The sequence below is a fragment of the Dechloromonas denitrificans genome (genome assembly GCF_020510685.1).
Taxonomy (GTDB): domain Bacteria; phylum Pseudomonadota; class Gammaproteobacteria; order Burkholderiales; family Rhodocyclaceae; genus Azonexus; species Azonexus denitrificans_A.
Map to the genome: position 1 here is coordinate 2,767,352 of NZ_CP075185.1, position 17,088 is coordinate 2,784,439.

Here is a 17,088-nt window from a genome sequence, read left to right on the forward strand (position 1 = left end):
GACGATTAGCTGGTCAGTGCCTTCTTGATCTGCTCCAGCGTGGACGGATCGTCGATGGTCGTCAGATCGCCCGGATCGCGGCCTTCAGCCAGCGCCTGCAGCGAGCGGCGCAGCATCTTGCCGGAACGGGTCTTCGGCAGACCGGTGACGAAGTGCACGCGGGCAGGACGGCCAATCGCCCCGAGAATGCCGTCGACCGTGCCGAACACTTCCTTCTCCAGCGCCTTGACCAGCTCGGGCGTCGCCACCTTGGAAGCATCCTTGACGACGGCGAACGCCATCGGCACTTGTCCCTTCAGCTTGTCCTCGACACCGACCACGGCCACTTCGGCAATTGCCGGGTGGTTCTGGATCGCTTCCTCGATTTCACGGGTGCCCAGGCGATGACCGGCGACGTTGATCACGTCGTCGGTACGGCCGAGGATGGTGAAATAACCGTCGTCGTCCTTGATCGCCCAGTCGTAGGAGGAATAAACCAGCGGCTCCTTGAACAGCGTGAAGTAGGTCGACACGAAACGGTCGTCCTGGCCCCAGACGGTGGACAGGCAGCCGGGCGGCAGCGGTGGGATGACGGCGGCGATACCTTTTTCGTTGGCATCGCAAATCGAGCCGTCTTCGCGGAAAATCTGCAGGTTGTAGCCATAGACCGGGAAGGACGGCGAACCGTACTTGATCGGCGTATTTTCGACACCCGGCAGTGCAGCCAGCATCGGCCAGCCGGTTTCGGTCTGCCAATAGTTGTCGATGACCGGCTTTTGCAGCTCGGTCATGAACCACTCATGCGTCGGCTGGTCGAGCGGCTCGCCGGCCATGAAGACGTGCTTCAGCGACGACAGGTCGTACTTGTGCATGTACGCCGGGTCTTGCTTCTTCAGTACGCGGGCGGCGGTCGGCGCCGAGAACATCACGGTAACCTTGTACTTTTCGACGATCTGCCACCAGATGCCTGGATCGGGACGCAGCGGCGTGCCTTCGTACATCACGGTGGCCATGCCGGCGATCAGCGGACCATAGATGATGTAGGAGTGACCGACCACCCAGCCGATGTCGGAAGTCGAGAAGAAAGTCTCGCCCTCGCCACCGCAATAGATGTGCTTCATCGACGAAGCCAGGGCCACCGCATAGCCGCCGGTGTCGCGCTGGACGCCCTTCGGCTTGCCGGTCGTACCGGAGGTGTAGAGGATGTAGGACGGCTCGGAGGACTCCAGCCATTCGCACGGCACCTGGGCATCGATAAACTGCTCGCGCAGCGTGGCGTAGTCGACATCGCGCCCGGCGACCTTGTTGAATTCCTTGTCCAGCCCACGGTCGACCATCAACACCTTGGCCGGCTTGTGTTCGGCCAGCTCGATCGCTTCATCGAGCAGGTGCTTGTAGGGCACGGCCTTGCCACCACGCATGCCGGCGTCGGAAGAAACGATCAACACCGGCTTGGCGTCGTCGATACGGGTAGCCAGCGAACCGGAAGCGAAGCCGCCGAAGACCACCGAGTGGATGGCGCCAATACGGGTCGCCGCGAGGATGGCGAAGGTTGCCTGGGCGATCATCGGCATGTAAATCAGCACGCGGTCGCCCTTCTTGACGCCGAGGCTCTGGTAGATCGCCGCCATGCGTTCGATTTCGCGCTGCAGTTCAATGAAGGAATAAACCTTCTCTTCGTTGGTCTCAGTCGACACGAAGATCAGTGCGCGATCGTTCGGCCGCTTGGCAGCATGGCGGTCAACCGCGTTGTAACACAGGTTGGTCTTGCCACCGACGAACCATTTAGCAAACGGCGGACGGGAATAGTCACAGACCTGGGTGAACGGTTCCTTCCAGTCGACAAGCTGGGCCTGCTCGGTCCAGAACTCATCCGGCTTTTCGATGGAATATTGGTGAAACTCCTTGTACGTCGCCATAAAGCTCCCTCTAATTAAGATTTCCTGCACTACAAAAATACTGAACGGACTATTGTTTTGGAGGATTCCGTTCAGTCAAACGGCGTTCGATCTCTGCCATCGGCAAAGCCAAACCCAATTCCTGATTGATCAGACCGATCAACGGCAACAACTGCCGGCCAAGCACCGCCAGATGCGGCTTGACCGGATCCTGGCGGCCAGCCGCCAGCAATTCCAGCGCGTGGTTGATCGAAATCGGCCGCGTCGCCGGCAAGACACCACCGGTATTGGTGCGATTGCCGCCGGCCGCCATCGCCTGCTGCATGCGTTGCCCGGCCAGATCAAGCAAGGCGCCGGCCGAACCAACCGCATCGACCGGCACGCTGGCCAGCCCGATGCTAACCGTCAGCGCCACCGTCTGGCCCTGCACCGACAGCCGTGCCACCTCGACGGCCTCGCGCACTCGTTCGGCAAAGGTCGCGCAAAATGCCGCCGCAGTGCCTGGCGAGACGACGGCGTACTGGCCGGCGCCGAAATGTCCGAGGCTGTCTTCCTGGCGCATCTTGCCGACCAGCATCTTGGCAAAGCGGTTGCCTACCGCCTCGGCGACTTGTGGCCCCAGTCGTTCGCACATCCCGGCAAAACCGTCGAAGCCGAGCACCATCACGCTGGTTTCGACGCCATGCCGTGATGAATGCGACAAGCCCTGGGCGGTCTGGAGTTCAACGAATTTTCGCGTAAACAAGCCGCTCACCGGATCCTGAACCATACCTTCGCGCCCGGTATCGAGGCTTTCCTGGGCATTCGACAGGGCCAGCAGATTATTCAAGCGGGTCAGCACCTCGGCGCTGCCGGCTCCCTTGGTAACAAAATCCGAAACGCCAAGCTCGCGCGCCTTGAGGCGCTCCTCTTCGGTTTCCTCGCCGGAAACCAGGATGAAGGGCAATTGCTGCAAGCGGCGCAGCTTCGATGTCCGAACCCGCTCCAGCAACTCATAACCATTCAGCTTCGGCATCTGCAGGTCGGAAATCACGGCCCGGATAGAATGGTCGAGGACCAGCGTCTGCCAGGCCGCCTCGCCATCGCCCTCCTCGCGAACCTCGTAAGACCCCTTCAGATGCTTGATGAGCGACACCCTGACGACTCGCGAGTCGTCAACGACCAGGATGCGCGGCAGGTCAGCCACTTCAGCCTCCGGCAACGTCAACCACCACGCGACCTTTGGCCCGACCTGCTATGTATTCGTTGAAAGTAGCCGGCAATTCGTCCAGTGCAATGCACCGGGCCATGGCGGCCAGATGCGGCGGCCGCAGATCGCCGGCCAGGCGCCGCCAGACGCCGCTGCGATAGGGTTCGCGGATATAGCCGGAATCGACTCCGAGCAGGGAAACGCCGCGCAAAATGAAGGGCGCTACCGTGGTATTCAGCGACATGCTGGCCGCCAGACCAATACTAGCGATCGTCCCGCCCTGCTCCATCGTGCTGGCAATCCAGGCCAGGACATCGCCCCCCAGATTATCGACCGCCCCCGCCCAGCGCCCCCGGTCGAGCGGGCGGATTTTCGACAGATCGAGACTCTGGCGCAGCATGACTTCGGCGGCGCCCAGCCCGCGCAGGTAGTCGGCCTCGCTCTCCTTACCGGTCAGCGCCACCACGTGATAGCCGCTCTTCGCCAACATATCGACGGCCAGGCTGCCGACTCCACCGGTTGCCCCGGTAACGATAACCGGCCCCTTGTCCGGGCGCAGGCCGTTTTCCTCCATCCGCACAATGCCGAGGGCCGCCGTAAAGCCGGCCGTACCGAGCGCCATGGCATCGAACAAGCTCAGGCCATCGGGCAGCGGAACGACCCAGTCGCCCGGCACGCGGGCAATTTCGGCATAACCGCCGTGATGCGCCACGCCGATGTCGAAACTGGTCGCAATGACCGGATCGCCGACCTTGAAGCGCGCATCGGAACTTTCGATAACCGTACCGGACAGGTCGATGCCGCCGACGCAGGGAAAGCGCCGAATGATCTTGCCGCTACCGGTTGCCGCCAGCGCATCCTTGTAGTTGACGCTCGAATAGGCGACACGAATGGTGACTGTACCGGGATCGAGCTGACTCTCGTCCATCTGGACGAAACCGCTGATTACCTTGCCGTCACGCTCCTCAATCAGCAGTGCCTTGAAGGGTTTCATCGTGTTCCTTACGCTGTGGGAAAGAAATTGTATTCATAATTACGGACTATGAACATAGTTACGGGGCGCGATTTTGCCAAATCACCCCAAGTCTTTACAGATGCCTGTTTTTCCAATACATTCCGGCCCTATGCGTAAAGTAACTACCTCGTTTTTGCTCGCTTCCGCCCTGCTTTTCAGCGGCATCGGTGCCGCTTCCGCAGCGGAACAGAGCCGGAAGCCGGACGAGCAGATGTCGTTCCTTGAACGTTACACCAACGCAGCCCAGGATGTCATCCTGCAAGGCCTGAAGCTGGTTGGCGTCCGTTACCGCCTGGGCGGCAACGACGAGAACAGCGGTCTCGACTGCAGCGGTTTTGTCCGCCTGGTGTTCAAGGACAGCATCGGTGCCTCGCTACCCCGCACGGCCCGCGAAATGAGCGAAGTCGGCCAGCAGGTCAGCACCAGCGAGTTGAAACCGGGCGACTTGGTGTTCTTCAACACCATGCGCCGGACCTTCTCGCATGTCGGCATCTACCTTGGCGACAACCATTTCATGCATGCGCCGCGCACCGGCGCCGAAGTCCGCGTTGAGAGCATGGAAAGCAGCTACTGGGTGCAGCGCTATAACGGCGCCCGACGAATTCTCGACGGAAACTGAAAACCGGCGGCTTGCGAGCCGCTTTTTTACACCTGCACTTGGTAACGTTTCTCATTTACAAACCATTTTTCGGCATGTAGACTGAAAAAACCTCATTCCCCATGGAGTTTTTCAGCATGAAATCACGGTCCGTTCTGATTGCCGCCGCCATTGCCGCCCTGTCACACCCCGCCTTCGCTGAAGACAAGATCCTCAACCTTTACTCGGCCCGGCACTATCAGACGGATGAGGCGCTCTACGCCAACTTCACGCAGCAGACCGGCATCAAGATCAACCGCATCGAAGGCAAGGAAGACGAACTGCTCGAGCGGATCAAGAATGAGGGTGCCAACAGCCCGGCCGATGTTTTCCTGACCGTCGATGCGGCCCGGCTGGCCAAGGCACACGAGCTTGGACTGTTTGCCCCAGTCGTTTCGAAATCGCTTGAATCCCGGATTCCGGCCCATCTGCGCACCGAAGACTGGTTTTCCTTCTCGACCCGGGCCCGTGTCATCGTTTACAACAAAGCGGCGGTCAAGGCCGAGGACGTACAGAATTACGAAGATCTGGCCAATCCGAAGCTGAAGGGCAAATTCTGCTCGCGCTCCGGCTCGCACCCCTACAATCTCTCGTTGATGGCCTCGATCATCGCCCATCAGGGTGAAGCCAAGGCCGAAGAATTGGCACGCGGCATGGTCGCCAATTTCGCCCGCGCCCCGAAAGGCGGCGACACCGACCAGATCAAGGCAGTGTCAGCCGGCGAATGCGGCCTGACCATTTCCAACACCTATTACGTTGCCCGTCTGTTGCGCTCGACGAAACCGGAAGACCAGAAGCTGATGGCCAAGGTCGGCGTCGTCTGGCCCAACCAGGGAACGACCGGCACCCATATCAACGTTTCCGGCGGCGGCATGATGAAGACTGCGCCGCACAAGGAAGCCGCCGTCAAGTTCCTCGAATACCTCGCATCCGACCAAGCCCAGCGCTACTTCGCCGACGGCAACAACGAATGGCCGGTGGTGGACAGCGTCAAGGTGGCTAATCCGGCCCTCGACTCGCTCGGCAAGTTCAAGGCCGACAAACTGCCCGTCAAGAATCTGGCAATGTACCAAACCAAGGCCCAGATCATTTTCGATCGCGCCGGCTTCAATTAATCACCGCCCTGGGGGGCTTGCGAATAGGCGGAAGGCGGCCGGCTAGACCCGGCGCGCCGCCGTAATCTGCCGCGATAGCGCAATCAGCGGCAGCAAGCCCACCGCGACAATCGCCAGCGAGGCCGTCGACGCCTCGGCCAGCCGCTCATCGGAAGCCAGCGTGTAGGCCTGGGTGGCCAGCGTGTCGAAATTGAAAGGGCGCATGACGAGCGTTGCCGGCAATTCCTTCATCACATCGACGAACACCAGCAAACCGGCAGTAAACAAGCTGCCACGCAAGATCGGGGCATGTACCCGGCGCAGCGTTTCAGCCTGACCAAGACCAAGGCTGCGCGCTGCGTCATCCATGTTCGGCGTGATCTTGGCCAGACTCGACTCGACGGTATGCAGCGCGACCGCCAGAAAACGCACCAGATAGGCGTAGATCAGCGCGGCAATGCCGCCGGTCAACAGCAGGCCGGGGTTGTAGCCGAACCATTGCTCCCACTGTCCGACCAGCCAGTTGTCGAGGCGCGTCACCGGGATCAGCACCCCCACCGCGATCACCGCCCCCGGCACCGCATAGCCAAGGCCGACCAGCCGGTTCAAGCCGTTGGCAAAAGCCGTTTTCGAGAGGCGGGCACCGTAGCCCATCAGCAGCGCCAGAAAAACGCCGATCACGGCGGTCGCACCGGCCAGCACGAAGCTGTTCCGGGCCAGCATCAGGAAGCGTCCGCCAAACTGGGCATCGCCCTCGGTCAGCGCCATTTTGAGGAGCAGGACGGCGGGCAGGAGAAAGCCGAGCAGCAGCGGCAACGCACAGGCGAGGACCGCCAACGCGGCCGGCACGCCGGACAGGCGAGCCCCGGCCATCGGCCGGTTGCGGCCGGTAGTGTTGTGGTAGCGGGCCCGGCCGCGCGATACCCGTTCGGCCATCAGCAGGAAAAGCACGAAACCGAGCAGCATGGCCGCCAGCTGGGCCGCCGCAACGCGGTCGCCGAGCGAGAACCAGGCGCGGTAAATGCCGGTGGTAAAGGTATTGACGGCAAAGTAGGCCACCGTCCCGTAGTCGGCCAGCGTTTCCATCAGCGCCAGCGCCACGCCGGCGACGATGGCCGGCCGGGCCAAGGGCAGCGATACCGAAAAGAACGCCCGCCACGGCCCCATGCCGAGCGTCCGCGCCGCTTCCAGCATGCCGCTGGCGCGTTCGAGAAAGGCGGTGCGGGCAAGCAGGTAAACGTAGGGGTAAAGGACGCAGACGAACATCAACATCGCGCCGGGCAAGGTGCGGATATCGGGGAACCAGTAGTCGCCATGCTCCCAGCCAAAAGTGTCGCGCAACGCCGTCTGGACCGGCCCGACGAACTGCAGGAAATCGGTATAGACGTAGGCCATCACGTAAGCCGGCATGGCCAATGGCAGAACCAGCGCCCAATCGAAAATGCGCCGCCCGGGAAAATCGTGCATCGAGGTCAGCCAGGCCGTCGCGACGCCGAGCACGCCGACGCCGCAGCCAACCCCAAGGCACAGCCACAACGAATTCAGGATGTATTCCGGCAACACGGTCTGCGCCAGATGCGCCCAGGTGCTGCTCGTGCCGCTCACGAAGAGATTGAGGCCGACGCTCGCTACCGGCAGCCCGGCCAGCAGGGCGACGATGAAGCCGACGATCAACAGGGGAGAGTATTGGGCTGCGCGCATGGAAGTGAATGGGAATTATAATCGACCGCTATGGCCCAACTTGAACTAAATGGCGTTGTTCAGCGCTATGGCAAACACACCGTTGTCGACGGGGTGAATTTCTATCTGGAACAAGGGAAAATCGCCTGCCTGCTCGGCCCGTCGGGCTGCGGCAAGACCACGCTGCTGCGCTGCATCGCCGGTTTTGAGGATATTGCCGACGGCGAAATCCGCCTGCGCGACGAAGTGGTCAGCTCGGTCGGCCAGCGCGTCGCTCCGGAAAAACGGCGGATCGGCATGGTCTTCCAGGACTACGCGCTGTTTCCGCACCTGACCATCGAACAAAATGTCGCCTTCGGACTCGGTCGCAACCCGACCGAGGATATCCATCTGCGCGTTCGCCAGTTGCTGGCGACGGTCGGCCTGTCCGGGCAAGGCGAAAAGTATCCGCATGAACTCTCCGGCGGCCAGCAACAGCGCGTTGCCCTGGCCCGGGCGCTGGCGCCACGGCCGGAACTGATCCTGCTCGACGAGCCCTTCTCCAATCTCGATGTCGGCCTGCGCGAGCGGCTCTCGGTCGAAGTGCGCGAAATTCTCAAGCGCGAAGGGTCGACCGCCGTGATGGTCACCCACGACCAGAACGAGGCATTCGCCATGGCCGACGAAATCGGCATCATGTACGAAGGACGCATCCAGCAATGGGACATCCCGTACAACCTGTACCACCGGCCGGCCAACCGCTTCGTTGCCGACTTCATCGGCCAGGGCGTGCTGGTCACCGGCACCGTTGGCGACAACAACAGCGTCCGCATGGAGCTCGGCACCCTGGTTTCCGACACCCCGGTCGAATGCAGCGAGACCTGCGACCATTGCGACAACGGCTGCCGCGTCGACATCCTGCTGCGCCCCGACGACATCGTGCATGACGACGCCAGCCCGGTGCACGCCGAAGTGCTGCACAAAGCCTTCCGCGGCGCCGACATCCTGTACACGTTGCGCCTGGCCAGCGGCACCGAGGTCCTGTCGCTGGTGCCTTCGCATCACAACCATGCGCTGGGCGAAAAGATCGGCATCCGGCTCGATGCCGACCATGTCATTGCCTTCAAGAAGCATGACGAATGCACTGATCCCGCCTGCGAGATCAAGCTCGAACAGCAACCCCGGCCAATCACCTGGCTGGCCGAAAACGCCCCCCGCTAAACGCGAACCCGCTTGATGATTCCCTTTCTCGGTCCGCATTCGACATTCCCGCCGGTCGAGACCGCCCGGGAAGACATGGGCGGCCTGGTGGCGATTGGCGGCGACCTGTCTCCGGACCGTCTGCTCAACGCCTATCGGCAAGGCATTTTCCCGTGGGGCACCGTCGAGGGCCACCCGCTGTGGTACAGCCCCGACCCGCGCATGGTGCTTTTTCCCGAGGAATTCCGCCTGACCCGCTCGCTGCGCAAGACGCTGCGCGCCGGCCACTGCGAAGTCCGCTTCGACAGCAACTTCGCCGGGGTCATTGCCGGCTGCGCCGAAACGCCGCGCCCTGGGCAAGACGGTACCTGGATTTCGCCGGACATGATGGGCGCCTACATTCGTTTGCACGAACTTGGCTGGGCGCACTCGGTCGAAACCTACAGCGAGGGCCATCTGGTTGGCGGTCTGTACGGCCTCGCCATCGGGCGGATGTTCTATGGCGAATCGATGTTCTCTCACCGCAGCGACGCCTCGAAGATCGCCTTCGCTCACCTTATCCGCTACCTTGTCACGCATGAGTTCGCCATGATCGATTGCCAGATGCGTACCGAGCACCTTGCCTCCCTGGGTGGCCGTGAAATTCCGCGTTCGAGCTTCCTGACCCGCTTGCAGGCATTGACCGGCGAAGCGGGATCGCGCGCCCGGTGGTCGGCCGCCGACCTGACACTGGACTGGTAACCATGGCCCGCCCGGACGACGCAGCGCTACCCTTCTCGCTGCTCCAGTTCTACGCCACCTCACCGTATCCGTGCAGCTATCTGCCGGACCGTCAGGCACGCTCGCAGGTCGCCACGCCGGCCCACCTGATCAATGCCGAAATCTACAGTTCGCTGGTCCGCGCCGGCTTCCGGCGCAGCGGCATCTTTACCTACCGGCCGCGCTGCGACAGCTGCCAGGCATGCACGCCGGTCCGCCTGCCGGTGGCCGAACTGCAACTGCGCCGCAGCCAGCGCCGGGCGGTGAAGAAACACGGCAATCTGAAAGCGCTCGAGTTGCCGCTGGTCTTCCTCGACAAACACTACGCCCTCTACAACCGCTACCAGCAGGCCCGCCATCCCGGCGGCGGCATGGACGAAGACAGCCACGAGCAGTACGCCCAGTTCCTGCTGCAAAGCCGCGTCGATACCCGGCTGATCGAGTTTTCCGAAGATGGCGTGGTGCGCATGGTCAGCCTGATCGACGTGCTTGATGACGGGCTGTCCTCGGTTTACACCTTCTACGACCCGGCAATCGCCGGCGCCAGCTACGGCGTCTACAACATCATCTGGCAAGTCAGCCAGTGCGAGGCGCTCGGCCTACCCTACCTGTACCTCGGCTACTGGATTGCCGAAAGCCGGAAAATGGCCTACAAGAAAGACTTCCAGCCCATCGAAGGTCTCGTCGATGGGCAATGGCAACGCCTCACGGACACCGCATGAAACGCTACCTGCTCCCTTTCCTTCTGCTCCCGCTGACCGCACTCGCCGCCGGCGAGCGCCTGCCCTACGCCTGCGACAATGGCAGCCGCATCGACATCTCGTTTGCCCCGGCCGGCGATGGTCCACCGCAAGCCACCCTGCACTTCTCCGATAGCGAACTGACGCTGCCGCAAGTCCCGGCCGCCTCCGGCGCGCTGTACCGGGCCGACAACATCCGCCTGCAGACCCAGGGCGACGAAGCGATTTTCGACGACGGCAAGGGCAACACCCGGCGTTGTACCCAGGGCACCACCCCGCCGCCCCAGGCCACGGCAACGCCGGCCACCAGCAGCTTCCTCGATATTGCCGGCAGCATCACCTACCGCCAGCGCATCGCCCTGCCACCCGATGCCATCCTGATCGTCCGCATCCAGGACGTCGCCCGGGCCGGCGGTCGCCCCCGCCAACTGGCCGAGCAACGCATCGAACTCGGCGGCCGGCAGGTGCCGATCCCCTTCGCCGCTACCATCGACCGCGACCTGATCGGCAAGAAGGCCCAGGTCACCGTTTCCGCCCGCATCGAGCGGCGCGGCAAGCTGCTGTTCGTCAGCGACAAATCCTACCCGGCGCTGCACAACGGCCAGCCACTGCATGTCGCCATGCAGCTCAAGCAGGTCGTCAGTGGCAAGGCGCGCTAGGCACCTCGGCGGGCTGATCGCGGTATGCATCGCGGCCACGGCGCAGGCGCAAAGCGTCGTCTGCCACCTCAGCTATGGCGGTGAAACGCAGGTCGTCGAAGCCCGGCCGAGCACCGATCCCTACAGCGTGGCGCCAGTTGCCGTCGGCTCCTACTTCCTGTTCCGCATCGTTTTCCGTCAGGAACCGGCCGACCTCGCCGGCATCAAGCTCTACGCCTATGCCGACCGCGATGCCGGCCCGGTGCTCATCCACCAGGCCAGCTACCGTTATCCGCTGGCCGCCGCCCTGCCGGACTACGGCTTCAGCGGCTTGCACTTCGTCTATGAACCGGTGCGCGACGGCGAACTGCAATACTGGTGCGAACTGAAGGACGCGGCAGCGAAATGAGTCAAAGCCTCTACCCCACCACCAAGATGAGAAAGCCATGGCTGGCGGCAATCGCCGTTCTGCTCGCTTTCAACCTGCATGCCGAGCCGGTCACGCTGATCTTCGCCGGCGACATCATGCTCGACGACGGCCCCGGCCGCCTGATCGGCCAAGGCGGCGACCCGCTGCAGCCCTTCGCGAGCATCCTCAAGGAAACCGACTACCGGATCGGCAATCTCGAATGCCCGATTGCCGAAAGCGGTAGCCCGCAGGACAACAAGATCTACAACTTCCGTGCCAAACCGCGCGTGCTGCCGGTGCTGCAAGGCCGCTTCGATGCCGTCGCGCTGGCCAACAATCACTCCGGCGACTACGGTCGCGACGCCTTCCTGGAAACCATCCGCCTCCTGGACAACGCCGGCATCGCCCATTTCGGCGGCGGCCGCAATCTCGGCGAAGCCCACCGGCCGCTATGGATCGACCGCAAGGGCCTGAAGATCGCCGTGCTCGCCTACAACGAATTCAAGCCGCGCGCCTTCGAAGCCGGCGCCAACTGGCCTGGCATCGCCTGGAGCGAGGACGATCAGGTGATCGCCGACATCCGCGCCGCCAAGGCGGCCGGCGCCGATCTGGTCATCCCCTTCATGCACTGGGGCTGGGAAAAGGAAACCCAGCCGGGCGAGCGGCAGAAAACGCTGGCCCGCCGAATGATCGACGAAGGCGCCGCGCTGGTCGTCGGCGGCCACCCGCACGTCACCCAGGGCGCCGAAACCTACAAGGGCAAACCGATCATCTACAGCCTCGGCAATTTCGTCTTCGACGGCTTCGACTACGCCAACGCCCAGCGCGGCTGGCTGCTCCGCCTGAGGCTCGACAAATCCGGCTTGATCTTCTGGGACACCCTCGCCGCGCAGATGGACAACGACGGCACCCCCTGGCCGGTCTCCGGCACCTTTACGCCTTGCGGGCGGGGTGGCGACGATCTGGTTTCGGAATGCCAGAACCCTTAGGAGACCAGCCATGGATACCCGCTACCTCGACGACCTGACGCCCGGCCAGCAATTCACTACGCCGGGCGTGACGCTGACTGAAGCCGAGATCATCGATTTCGCCTGGCGTTACGATCCGCAGTCTTTCCACCTCGATGCCAATGCCGCCGCCGATTCGCCTTATGGCGGGCTGATCGCCAGCGGTTTCCAGAGCCTGGCGATCTGCTTTCGGCTGTTCATCCAGTCCGGCATGCTGGCCGATTCGAGCATGGGTTCACCGGGCATCGACGAGTTGCGCTGGCTGGCACCGGTCCGGCCGGGCGATACGCTGCACAGCGAAATCGAGGTGCTGGAAGTGCGGCCCTCGGCGTCAAAGGCCGACCGCGGCATTGCCCGACTGAAGTATCAGGCGGTCAACCAGCGGGGCGAAGCGGTCCTCAGCTTCATCGTCATCCACCTGCTGCGCCGCCGCCCGAATCGCTGAGATCATCGTCCCCGAGCGCGCCGAGCCATACCCAAGATATGACTGAAGTGCTAGATTGGCGTTCTGGCCTGGTCGCCAATAAATCATTCATCGCGGCTCAGGCGCCTCAGGGGAAATCATGCATCAACGCCAAGCGCTGCCGGCTCTGACCGTCGCAGCCATCGGGGTCGTCTTCGGCGACATCGGCACCAGCCCGCTTTACGCCTTGAAGGAAATTTTCAACGGCCATCACCCAATCCCGGTTACGCCGCAAAACATTCTCGGCGTCCTGTCGCTGGTCTTCTGGTCGATCATCGTGCTGGTCACCATCAAGTATGTGGCGATCATCATGCGTGCCGACAACCGCGGCGAAGGCGGCTCGCTGGCCCTCCTCGCCTTGGTCACCGAACGCGCCAAAAATCCGCGCCTGTCGTGGATCGTCACGCTGCTCGGCATTTTCGCGGCGGCGTTGTTCTACGGCGACAGCATGATCACGCCGGCCATTTCGGTGCTTTCCGCCGTCGAGGGCTTGGAGATCATCACCCCGACGCTGAAGCCCTACGTCATCCCGATCACGCTCGCCATCCTGACCGGCCTGTTCTTCATCCAGAAGCGCGGCACCGGCACCGTCGGCCTGTTCTTCGGCCCGGTCATGGTCGCCTGGTTCAGCATCCTCGGCGCCCTCGGCGTCATGCAGATCGTGCAGAACCCGCACGTGCTGGAGGCCCTGAACCCGATCTTTGCGATCTATTTCATCGTCACCTATCCCGGCCTCGCCTTCCTGGCGCTCGGCTCGGTCGTGCTCGCCGTGACCGGCGGCGAGGCGCTGTACACCGACATGGGCCATTTCGGGCGCTTCCCGATCCGCCTGGCCTGGTTCGGCTTCGTCATGCCGGCCCTGGTCCTCAACTACTTCGGCCAGGGTGCCTTGCTGCTCATCGATCCGGCCGCCATCCAGAGCCCCTTCTTCCATCTGGCGCCGGACTGGGCGATCGTGCCGATGGTCTTCCTCGCCACCATGGCCACCGTAATCGCCTCGCAGGCGGTCATCTCCGGCGCCTTCTCGGTGGCCCGCCAGTCGATCCAGATGGGCCTCTTGCCGCGCATGCAGATCATCCACACCTCGGGCATGGAAGAAGGCCAGATTTACGTGCCCTTCACCAACTGGTCGCTGTACCTGGCGGTCGTCGCCCTGGTCATCGGCTTCAAGAACTCCTCCAATCTCGCCGCCGCCTACGGCATCGCCGTCACCGGCACGATGCTGATCGATACCATCCTGGTCGCCTTCGTTATGGTGCTGTTGTGGAAGTGGAACCGTGTCGTTGTCTTCATCGTCGCCGGTGTACTGCTCACCGTCGATCTCGCCTTCTTTGCCGCCAATGCGATCAAGATCCCCGAGGGCGGCTGGTTCCCGATTGCCATGGGTCTGGTTTCATTCACCGTGCTGACCACCTGGCGGCGCGGCCGCGCCCTCGTTTCGCAGGAAATGGCCAAGCAAAGCATCCCGATGGACGACTTCCTGCAAAGCATCGACGACGTCCACCGCATCGACGGTACCGCCGTTTTCATGACCAGCGCCAAGGATGGCGTACCGCCGGCCCTGCTGCACAACCTGAAGCACAACCAGGTACTGCATGAGCGGGTGGTCTTGCTCACGGTGCAGACAATGGCCACCCCGCATGTCAACGACATGGACCGCATCTACCTGCATCGGATGAGCCGTGGCTTCATCCGCCTGATCGTCCGTTACGGTTTCATGGAAAGTCCGGATGTACCGGGCGCGCTCGAGCAATGCAAGCGCTTCGGCGAACGTTTCGACATCATGGAAACGACGTTCTACCTCTCCCGCGAAACCATCGTGCCATCGATGACCAAGCGCATGCAGCCGCTCCGTGCCCGCCTGTTCGCCGTGATGTCGAAAAACGCCACCAGCGCCAGCGACTTCTTCCATATTCCGACCAACCGCGTCGTCGAACTGGGGACGCAGCTGGTGATCTGAAGAACTGTGCAACTTAGGCATCATGTCGCGATCACAGACGGAAGGGGCATCGACGGAGTGCGTAGGCACTAAATCTCTACCGTTTGATAACTGTGAAAGAATCAATCATCCGTGTTTTTTAAAATGACGCGGGGAGTGAAATTCAAGTTGTTCGGTGTGAATCATGCAGCAATAAAGCAAGCTCTACTTCCAATCGCAAACGTAAGGAAAACAGACATGAGCCAATATCAAATTGCCGTCGTAGTCGGTAGCCTTCGCAAGGATTCATTCAATCGCAAGTTGGCAAGTGCCATCGTCAAACTGGCGCCATCCGAGTTCTCGTTCAAACAGCTGGAAATTGGCGATCTGCCGCTCTACAACCAGGATGACGATGCGCAACAGGCCGCTTCGGTCAAGCGCCTGAAAGCGGAAATCGCTACCGCCCAAGGTCTATTGTTCGTCACGCCTGAATACAACCGCTCAATGCCAGGCGTCCTCAAGAACGCCATCGACCACGCTTCACGCCCGTATGGCCAGAGCGCGTGGGCGGGCAAGCCTGCCGGCGTGTTGGGGGTATCGGTCGGTGCCATCGGGACCGCGATGGCGCAACAGCATTTGCGCAATGTTCTCGCCTACCTGGACGTGCCAACCCTAGGTCAACCGGAAGCATTCATTCACGCCAAGGATGGTCTATTTGATAGTGCCGGCAATATCGGCCCCGATAGCAAGGCATTCCTGCAAAGCTGGATAGATCGCTACGTCGCCTGGATAAAAAAGCACAACTAAGCGATTCCAAAATCCAAAACCTGGCTGACAGCTGCTCTGCCACAACACCCCATACCGGGGACGAGCAGACCGTTGCCAGCAGCCGAAGCGGCATGAAATCGGCAAGTAGGTGGCAACTAATTTAATCTCCTGGCTCCCGGTTTATCGGTCAACCGTACCGCCTCGTAGCGTCCGACCTCGCAACGCCCTGCGCAGGCCCCTGGAACAAGCCGGCGTGGCCTCGCCGCTGTCGTCGGCGACCACAGGAGTATTACCAATGAGCCTCTTTCGTACGAAGAGTATCGACGCCATGCTCGCCATGGCTCGCGAAGATGGCTTGAAAAAGGTCCTTGGCCCGGTGGACCTGGTAATGATGGGCATCGGCGCCATCATCGGAACCGGAATTTTCGTACTGACCGGCACCGGAGCGCTGACCGCCGGACCGGCACTGACGGTGTCCTTCCTCATCGCTGCCATGGCCTGCGGCTTTGCCGCGCTGTGCTATGCCGAGTTTGCATCGGCGATCCCGGTATCGGGATCGATCTATACCTACTGCTATGCGACGCTCGGCGAAATTGTCGCGTGGATGATCGGCTGGGACCTGCTGCTGGAATATGGGCTGGCGATGTCGGCGGTGTCGGTCGGCTGGTCAGGCTATTTCCAGTCGCTGATGGCGGGCCTGGGGCTGGCTTTGCCGACGGCGCTAACTGCCGCGCCGGGGGCCATACCGGGTACCCACACCATAATGAACCTGCCGGCATCCCTGATCATGCTCGCCATCACCTGGGTGGTGTCGCACGGTGCCCGCGAATCCGCCCGCCTCAACAACCTGATGGTGACCATCAAGATCGCCGTGGTGCTGCTCTTCATCGGTGTCGGCATCTGGCATGTCAAACCGGCCAACTGGCAGCCCTTCGCGCCGTTCGGCGCCGCTGGCGTGTTTCAGGCGGCGGCGCTGGTGTTTTTTTCCTTCATCGGCTTCGATGCAGTCACTTCGGCGGCCGAGGAAGTGCGCAATCCGCGCCGCGACCTGCCGATCGGCATCATTGGTTCACTGACGGTCTGTACGGTGCTGTACGTGGCCGTCTCGGCGATCATGACCGGCATCGTTCCATTCGCGAATTTCGCCGGCGTCGATCATCCGATTTCTCTGGCCCTGCAGTTTGCCGGCCAGAACTGGGTGGCGGGCTTTGTGGACCTGGGAGCCATCCTCGGCATGACGACGGTGATCCTGGTGATGACCTATGGGCAAACGCGCATCATTTTTGCGATGTCGCGCGACGGCCTGCTGCCCAAGCGGCTCTCGGTAGTGCATCCGGTGTATGCCACGCCATACTTTGCCACCTGGACCGTCGGCATCGTGTTTGCCACCATCGCCGCCTTCGTGCCGCTGAATGTTCTGGCCGAACTGATCAATATCGGTACGCTGGCGGCCTTTACGCTGATCTCCGTTTCCGTCCTGGTGCTGCGCCGCACGCATCCGGAACTGCCCCGCGCCTTCCGCTGCCCGGGGGTGCCCGTGGTGCCCTTGCTGTCGGTGGGCTTCTGCCTGTTCCTGATGGCACACTTGCAGGCGCTGACCTGGATAGCCTTCCTGGTCTGGTTGGTGTTGGGACTGGCGATCTATTTCCTCTACGCCCGCCGCAATGCAGTGCTCCATAACCAAGGTGGCTGACGCCGGTCAGTAGCCCAAAACC

General features: G+C 62.1%; 16 protein-coding genes. 12 read left to right on the forward strand and 4 right to left on the reverse strand.

Annotation, left to right across the window (positions count from 1 at the left end; genetic code table 11):
- Nucleotides 1-5 precede the first annotated feature (5 nt).
- Genes KI611_RS13245 through KI611_RS13255 form a run of 3 tightly spaced genes read right to left on the reverse strand, consistent with a single transcriptional unit; the run spans nt 6 to nt 4,060 of the window.
- Nucleotides 6-1,898, reverse strand: a complete 1,893-nt coding sequence (locus KI611_RS13245; RefSeq protein WP_226416128.1) for a propionate--CoA ligase — start codon at nt 1,896-1,898, stop codon at nt 6-8.
- A 49-nt stretch (nt 1,899-1,947) separates the two neighbouring features.
- Nucleotides 1,948-3,063, reverse strand: a complete 1,116-nt coding sequence (locus tag KI611_RS13250) for a GGDEF domain-containing protein (RefSeq protein WP_226416129.1) — start codon at nt 3,061-3,063, stop codon at nt 1,948-1,950.
- Nucleotide 3,064: 1 nt separating this feature from the next.
- The gene (locus tag KI611_RS13255) at nt 3,065-4,060 is read right to left on the reverse strand and encodes an oxidoreductase (protein WP_226416130.1); all 996 of its coding nucleotides are present in this window, start codon (nt 4,058-4,060) and stop codon (nt 3,065-3,067) included.
- Between the two features lie 130 nt (nt 4,061-4,190).
- Here KI611_RS13255 and KI611_RS13260 point away from each other — a divergent pair, with 130 nt between their 5' ends.
- Nucleotides 4,191-4,700 (forward strand): C40 family peptidase, encoded by a 510-nt coding sequence (locus KI611_RS13260; RefSeq protein ID WP_226416131.1) that lies wholly within the window; start codon nt 4,191-4,193, stop codon nt 4,698-4,700.
- 116 nt (nt 4,701-4,816) lie between these two features.
- Complete coding sequence (locus KI611_RS13265; protein ID WP_226416132.1) at nt 4,817-5,833, forward strand: Fe(3+) ABC transporter substrate-binding protein; 1,017 nt, start codon at nt 4,817-4,819, stop codon at nt 5,831-5,833.
- A 42-nt stretch (nt 5,834-5,875) separates the two neighbouring features.
- Here the strand turns inward: KI611_RS13265 and KI611_RS13270 are convergent, their stop codons facing one another.
- Entirely contained in the window at nt 5,876-7,513 is a 1,638-nt protein-coding gene (locus tag KI611_RS13270) for an ABC transporter permease (protein ID WP_226416133.1), read from the reverse strand.
- Between the two features lie 30 nt (nt 7,514-7,543).
- Between KI611_RS13270 and KI611_RS13275 the strand changes: the two genes are divergently transcribed.
- From KI611_RS13275 to KI611_RS13320, 10 genes are all read left to right on the forward strand, one after another.
- Entirely contained in the window at nt 7,544-8,692 is a 1,149-nt protein-coding gene (locus KI611_RS13275) for an ABC transporter ATP-binding protein (protein ID WP_226416134.1), read from the forward strand.
- A 15-nt stretch (nt 8,693-8,707) separates the two neighbouring features.
- The gene (gene aat, locus KI611_RS13280; protein WP_226419911.1) at nt 8,708-9,412 is read left to right on the forward strand and encodes a leucyl/phenylalanyl-tRNA--protein transferase; all 705 of its coding nucleotides are present in this window, start codon (nt 8,708-8,710) and stop codon (nt 9,410-9,412) included.
- Between the two features lie 2 nt (nt 9,413-9,414).
- Nucleotides 9,415-10,152 carry an arginyltransferase gene (locus KI611_RS13285; protein WP_226416135.1) on the forward strand — a complete coding sequence of 246 codons (738 nt, stop codon included), beginning with the start codon at nt 9,415-9,417 and terminating at the stop codon, nt 10,150-10,152.
- Nucleotides 10,149-10,829: a YbaY family lipoprotein gene (locus KI611_RS13290; RefSeq protein WP_226416136.1), complete on the forward strand. Its 681-nt coding sequence runs from the start codon at nt 10,149-10,151 to the stop codon at nt 10,827-10,829. Before KI611_RS13285 ends, KI611_RS13290 begins: the two co-directional genes overlap by 4 nt.
- Entirely contained in the window at nt 10,813-11,217 is a 405-nt protein-coding gene (locus tag KI611_RS13295) for a hypothetical protein (RefSeq protein WP_226416137.1), read from the forward strand. The genes KI611_RS13290 and KI611_RS13295 overlap by 17 nt, the downstream gene beginning before the upstream one ends.
- Entirely contained in the window at nt 11,214-12,206 is a 993-nt protein-coding gene (locus KI611_RS13300; RefSeq protein WP_226416138.1) for a CapA family protein, read from the forward strand. Before KI611_RS13295 ends, KI611_RS13300 begins: the two co-directional genes overlap by 4 nt.
- A 10-nt stretch (nt 12,207-12,216) precedes the next feature.
- Nucleotides 12,217-12,669, forward strand: a complete 453-nt coding sequence (locus tag KI611_RS13305) for a MaoC family dehydratase (RefSeq protein WP_226416139.1) — start codon at nt 12,217-12,219, stop codon at nt 12,667-12,669.
- 118 nt (nt 12,670-12,787) lie between these two features.
- Nucleotides 12,788-14,647 (forward strand): potassium transporter Kup, encoded by a 1,860-nt coding sequence (locus KI611_RS13310; protein WP_226416140.1) that lies wholly within the window; start codon nt 12,788-12,790, stop codon nt 14,645-14,647.
- A gap of 135 nt (nt 14,648-14,782) precedes the next feature.
- Complete coding sequence (locus tag KI611_RS13315; protein WP_226416141.1) at nt 14,783-15,412, forward strand: NADPH-dependent FMN reductase; 630 nt, start codon at nt 14,783-14,785, stop codon at nt 15,410-15,412.
- Between the two features lie 214 nt (nt 15,413-15,626).
- Entirely contained in the window at nt 15,627-17,066 is a 1,440-nt protein-coding gene (locus KI611_RS13320; RefSeq protein WP_319002291.1) for an amino acid permease, read from the forward strand.
- The last annotated feature ends 22 nt before the right edge of the window (nt 17,067-17,088 follow it).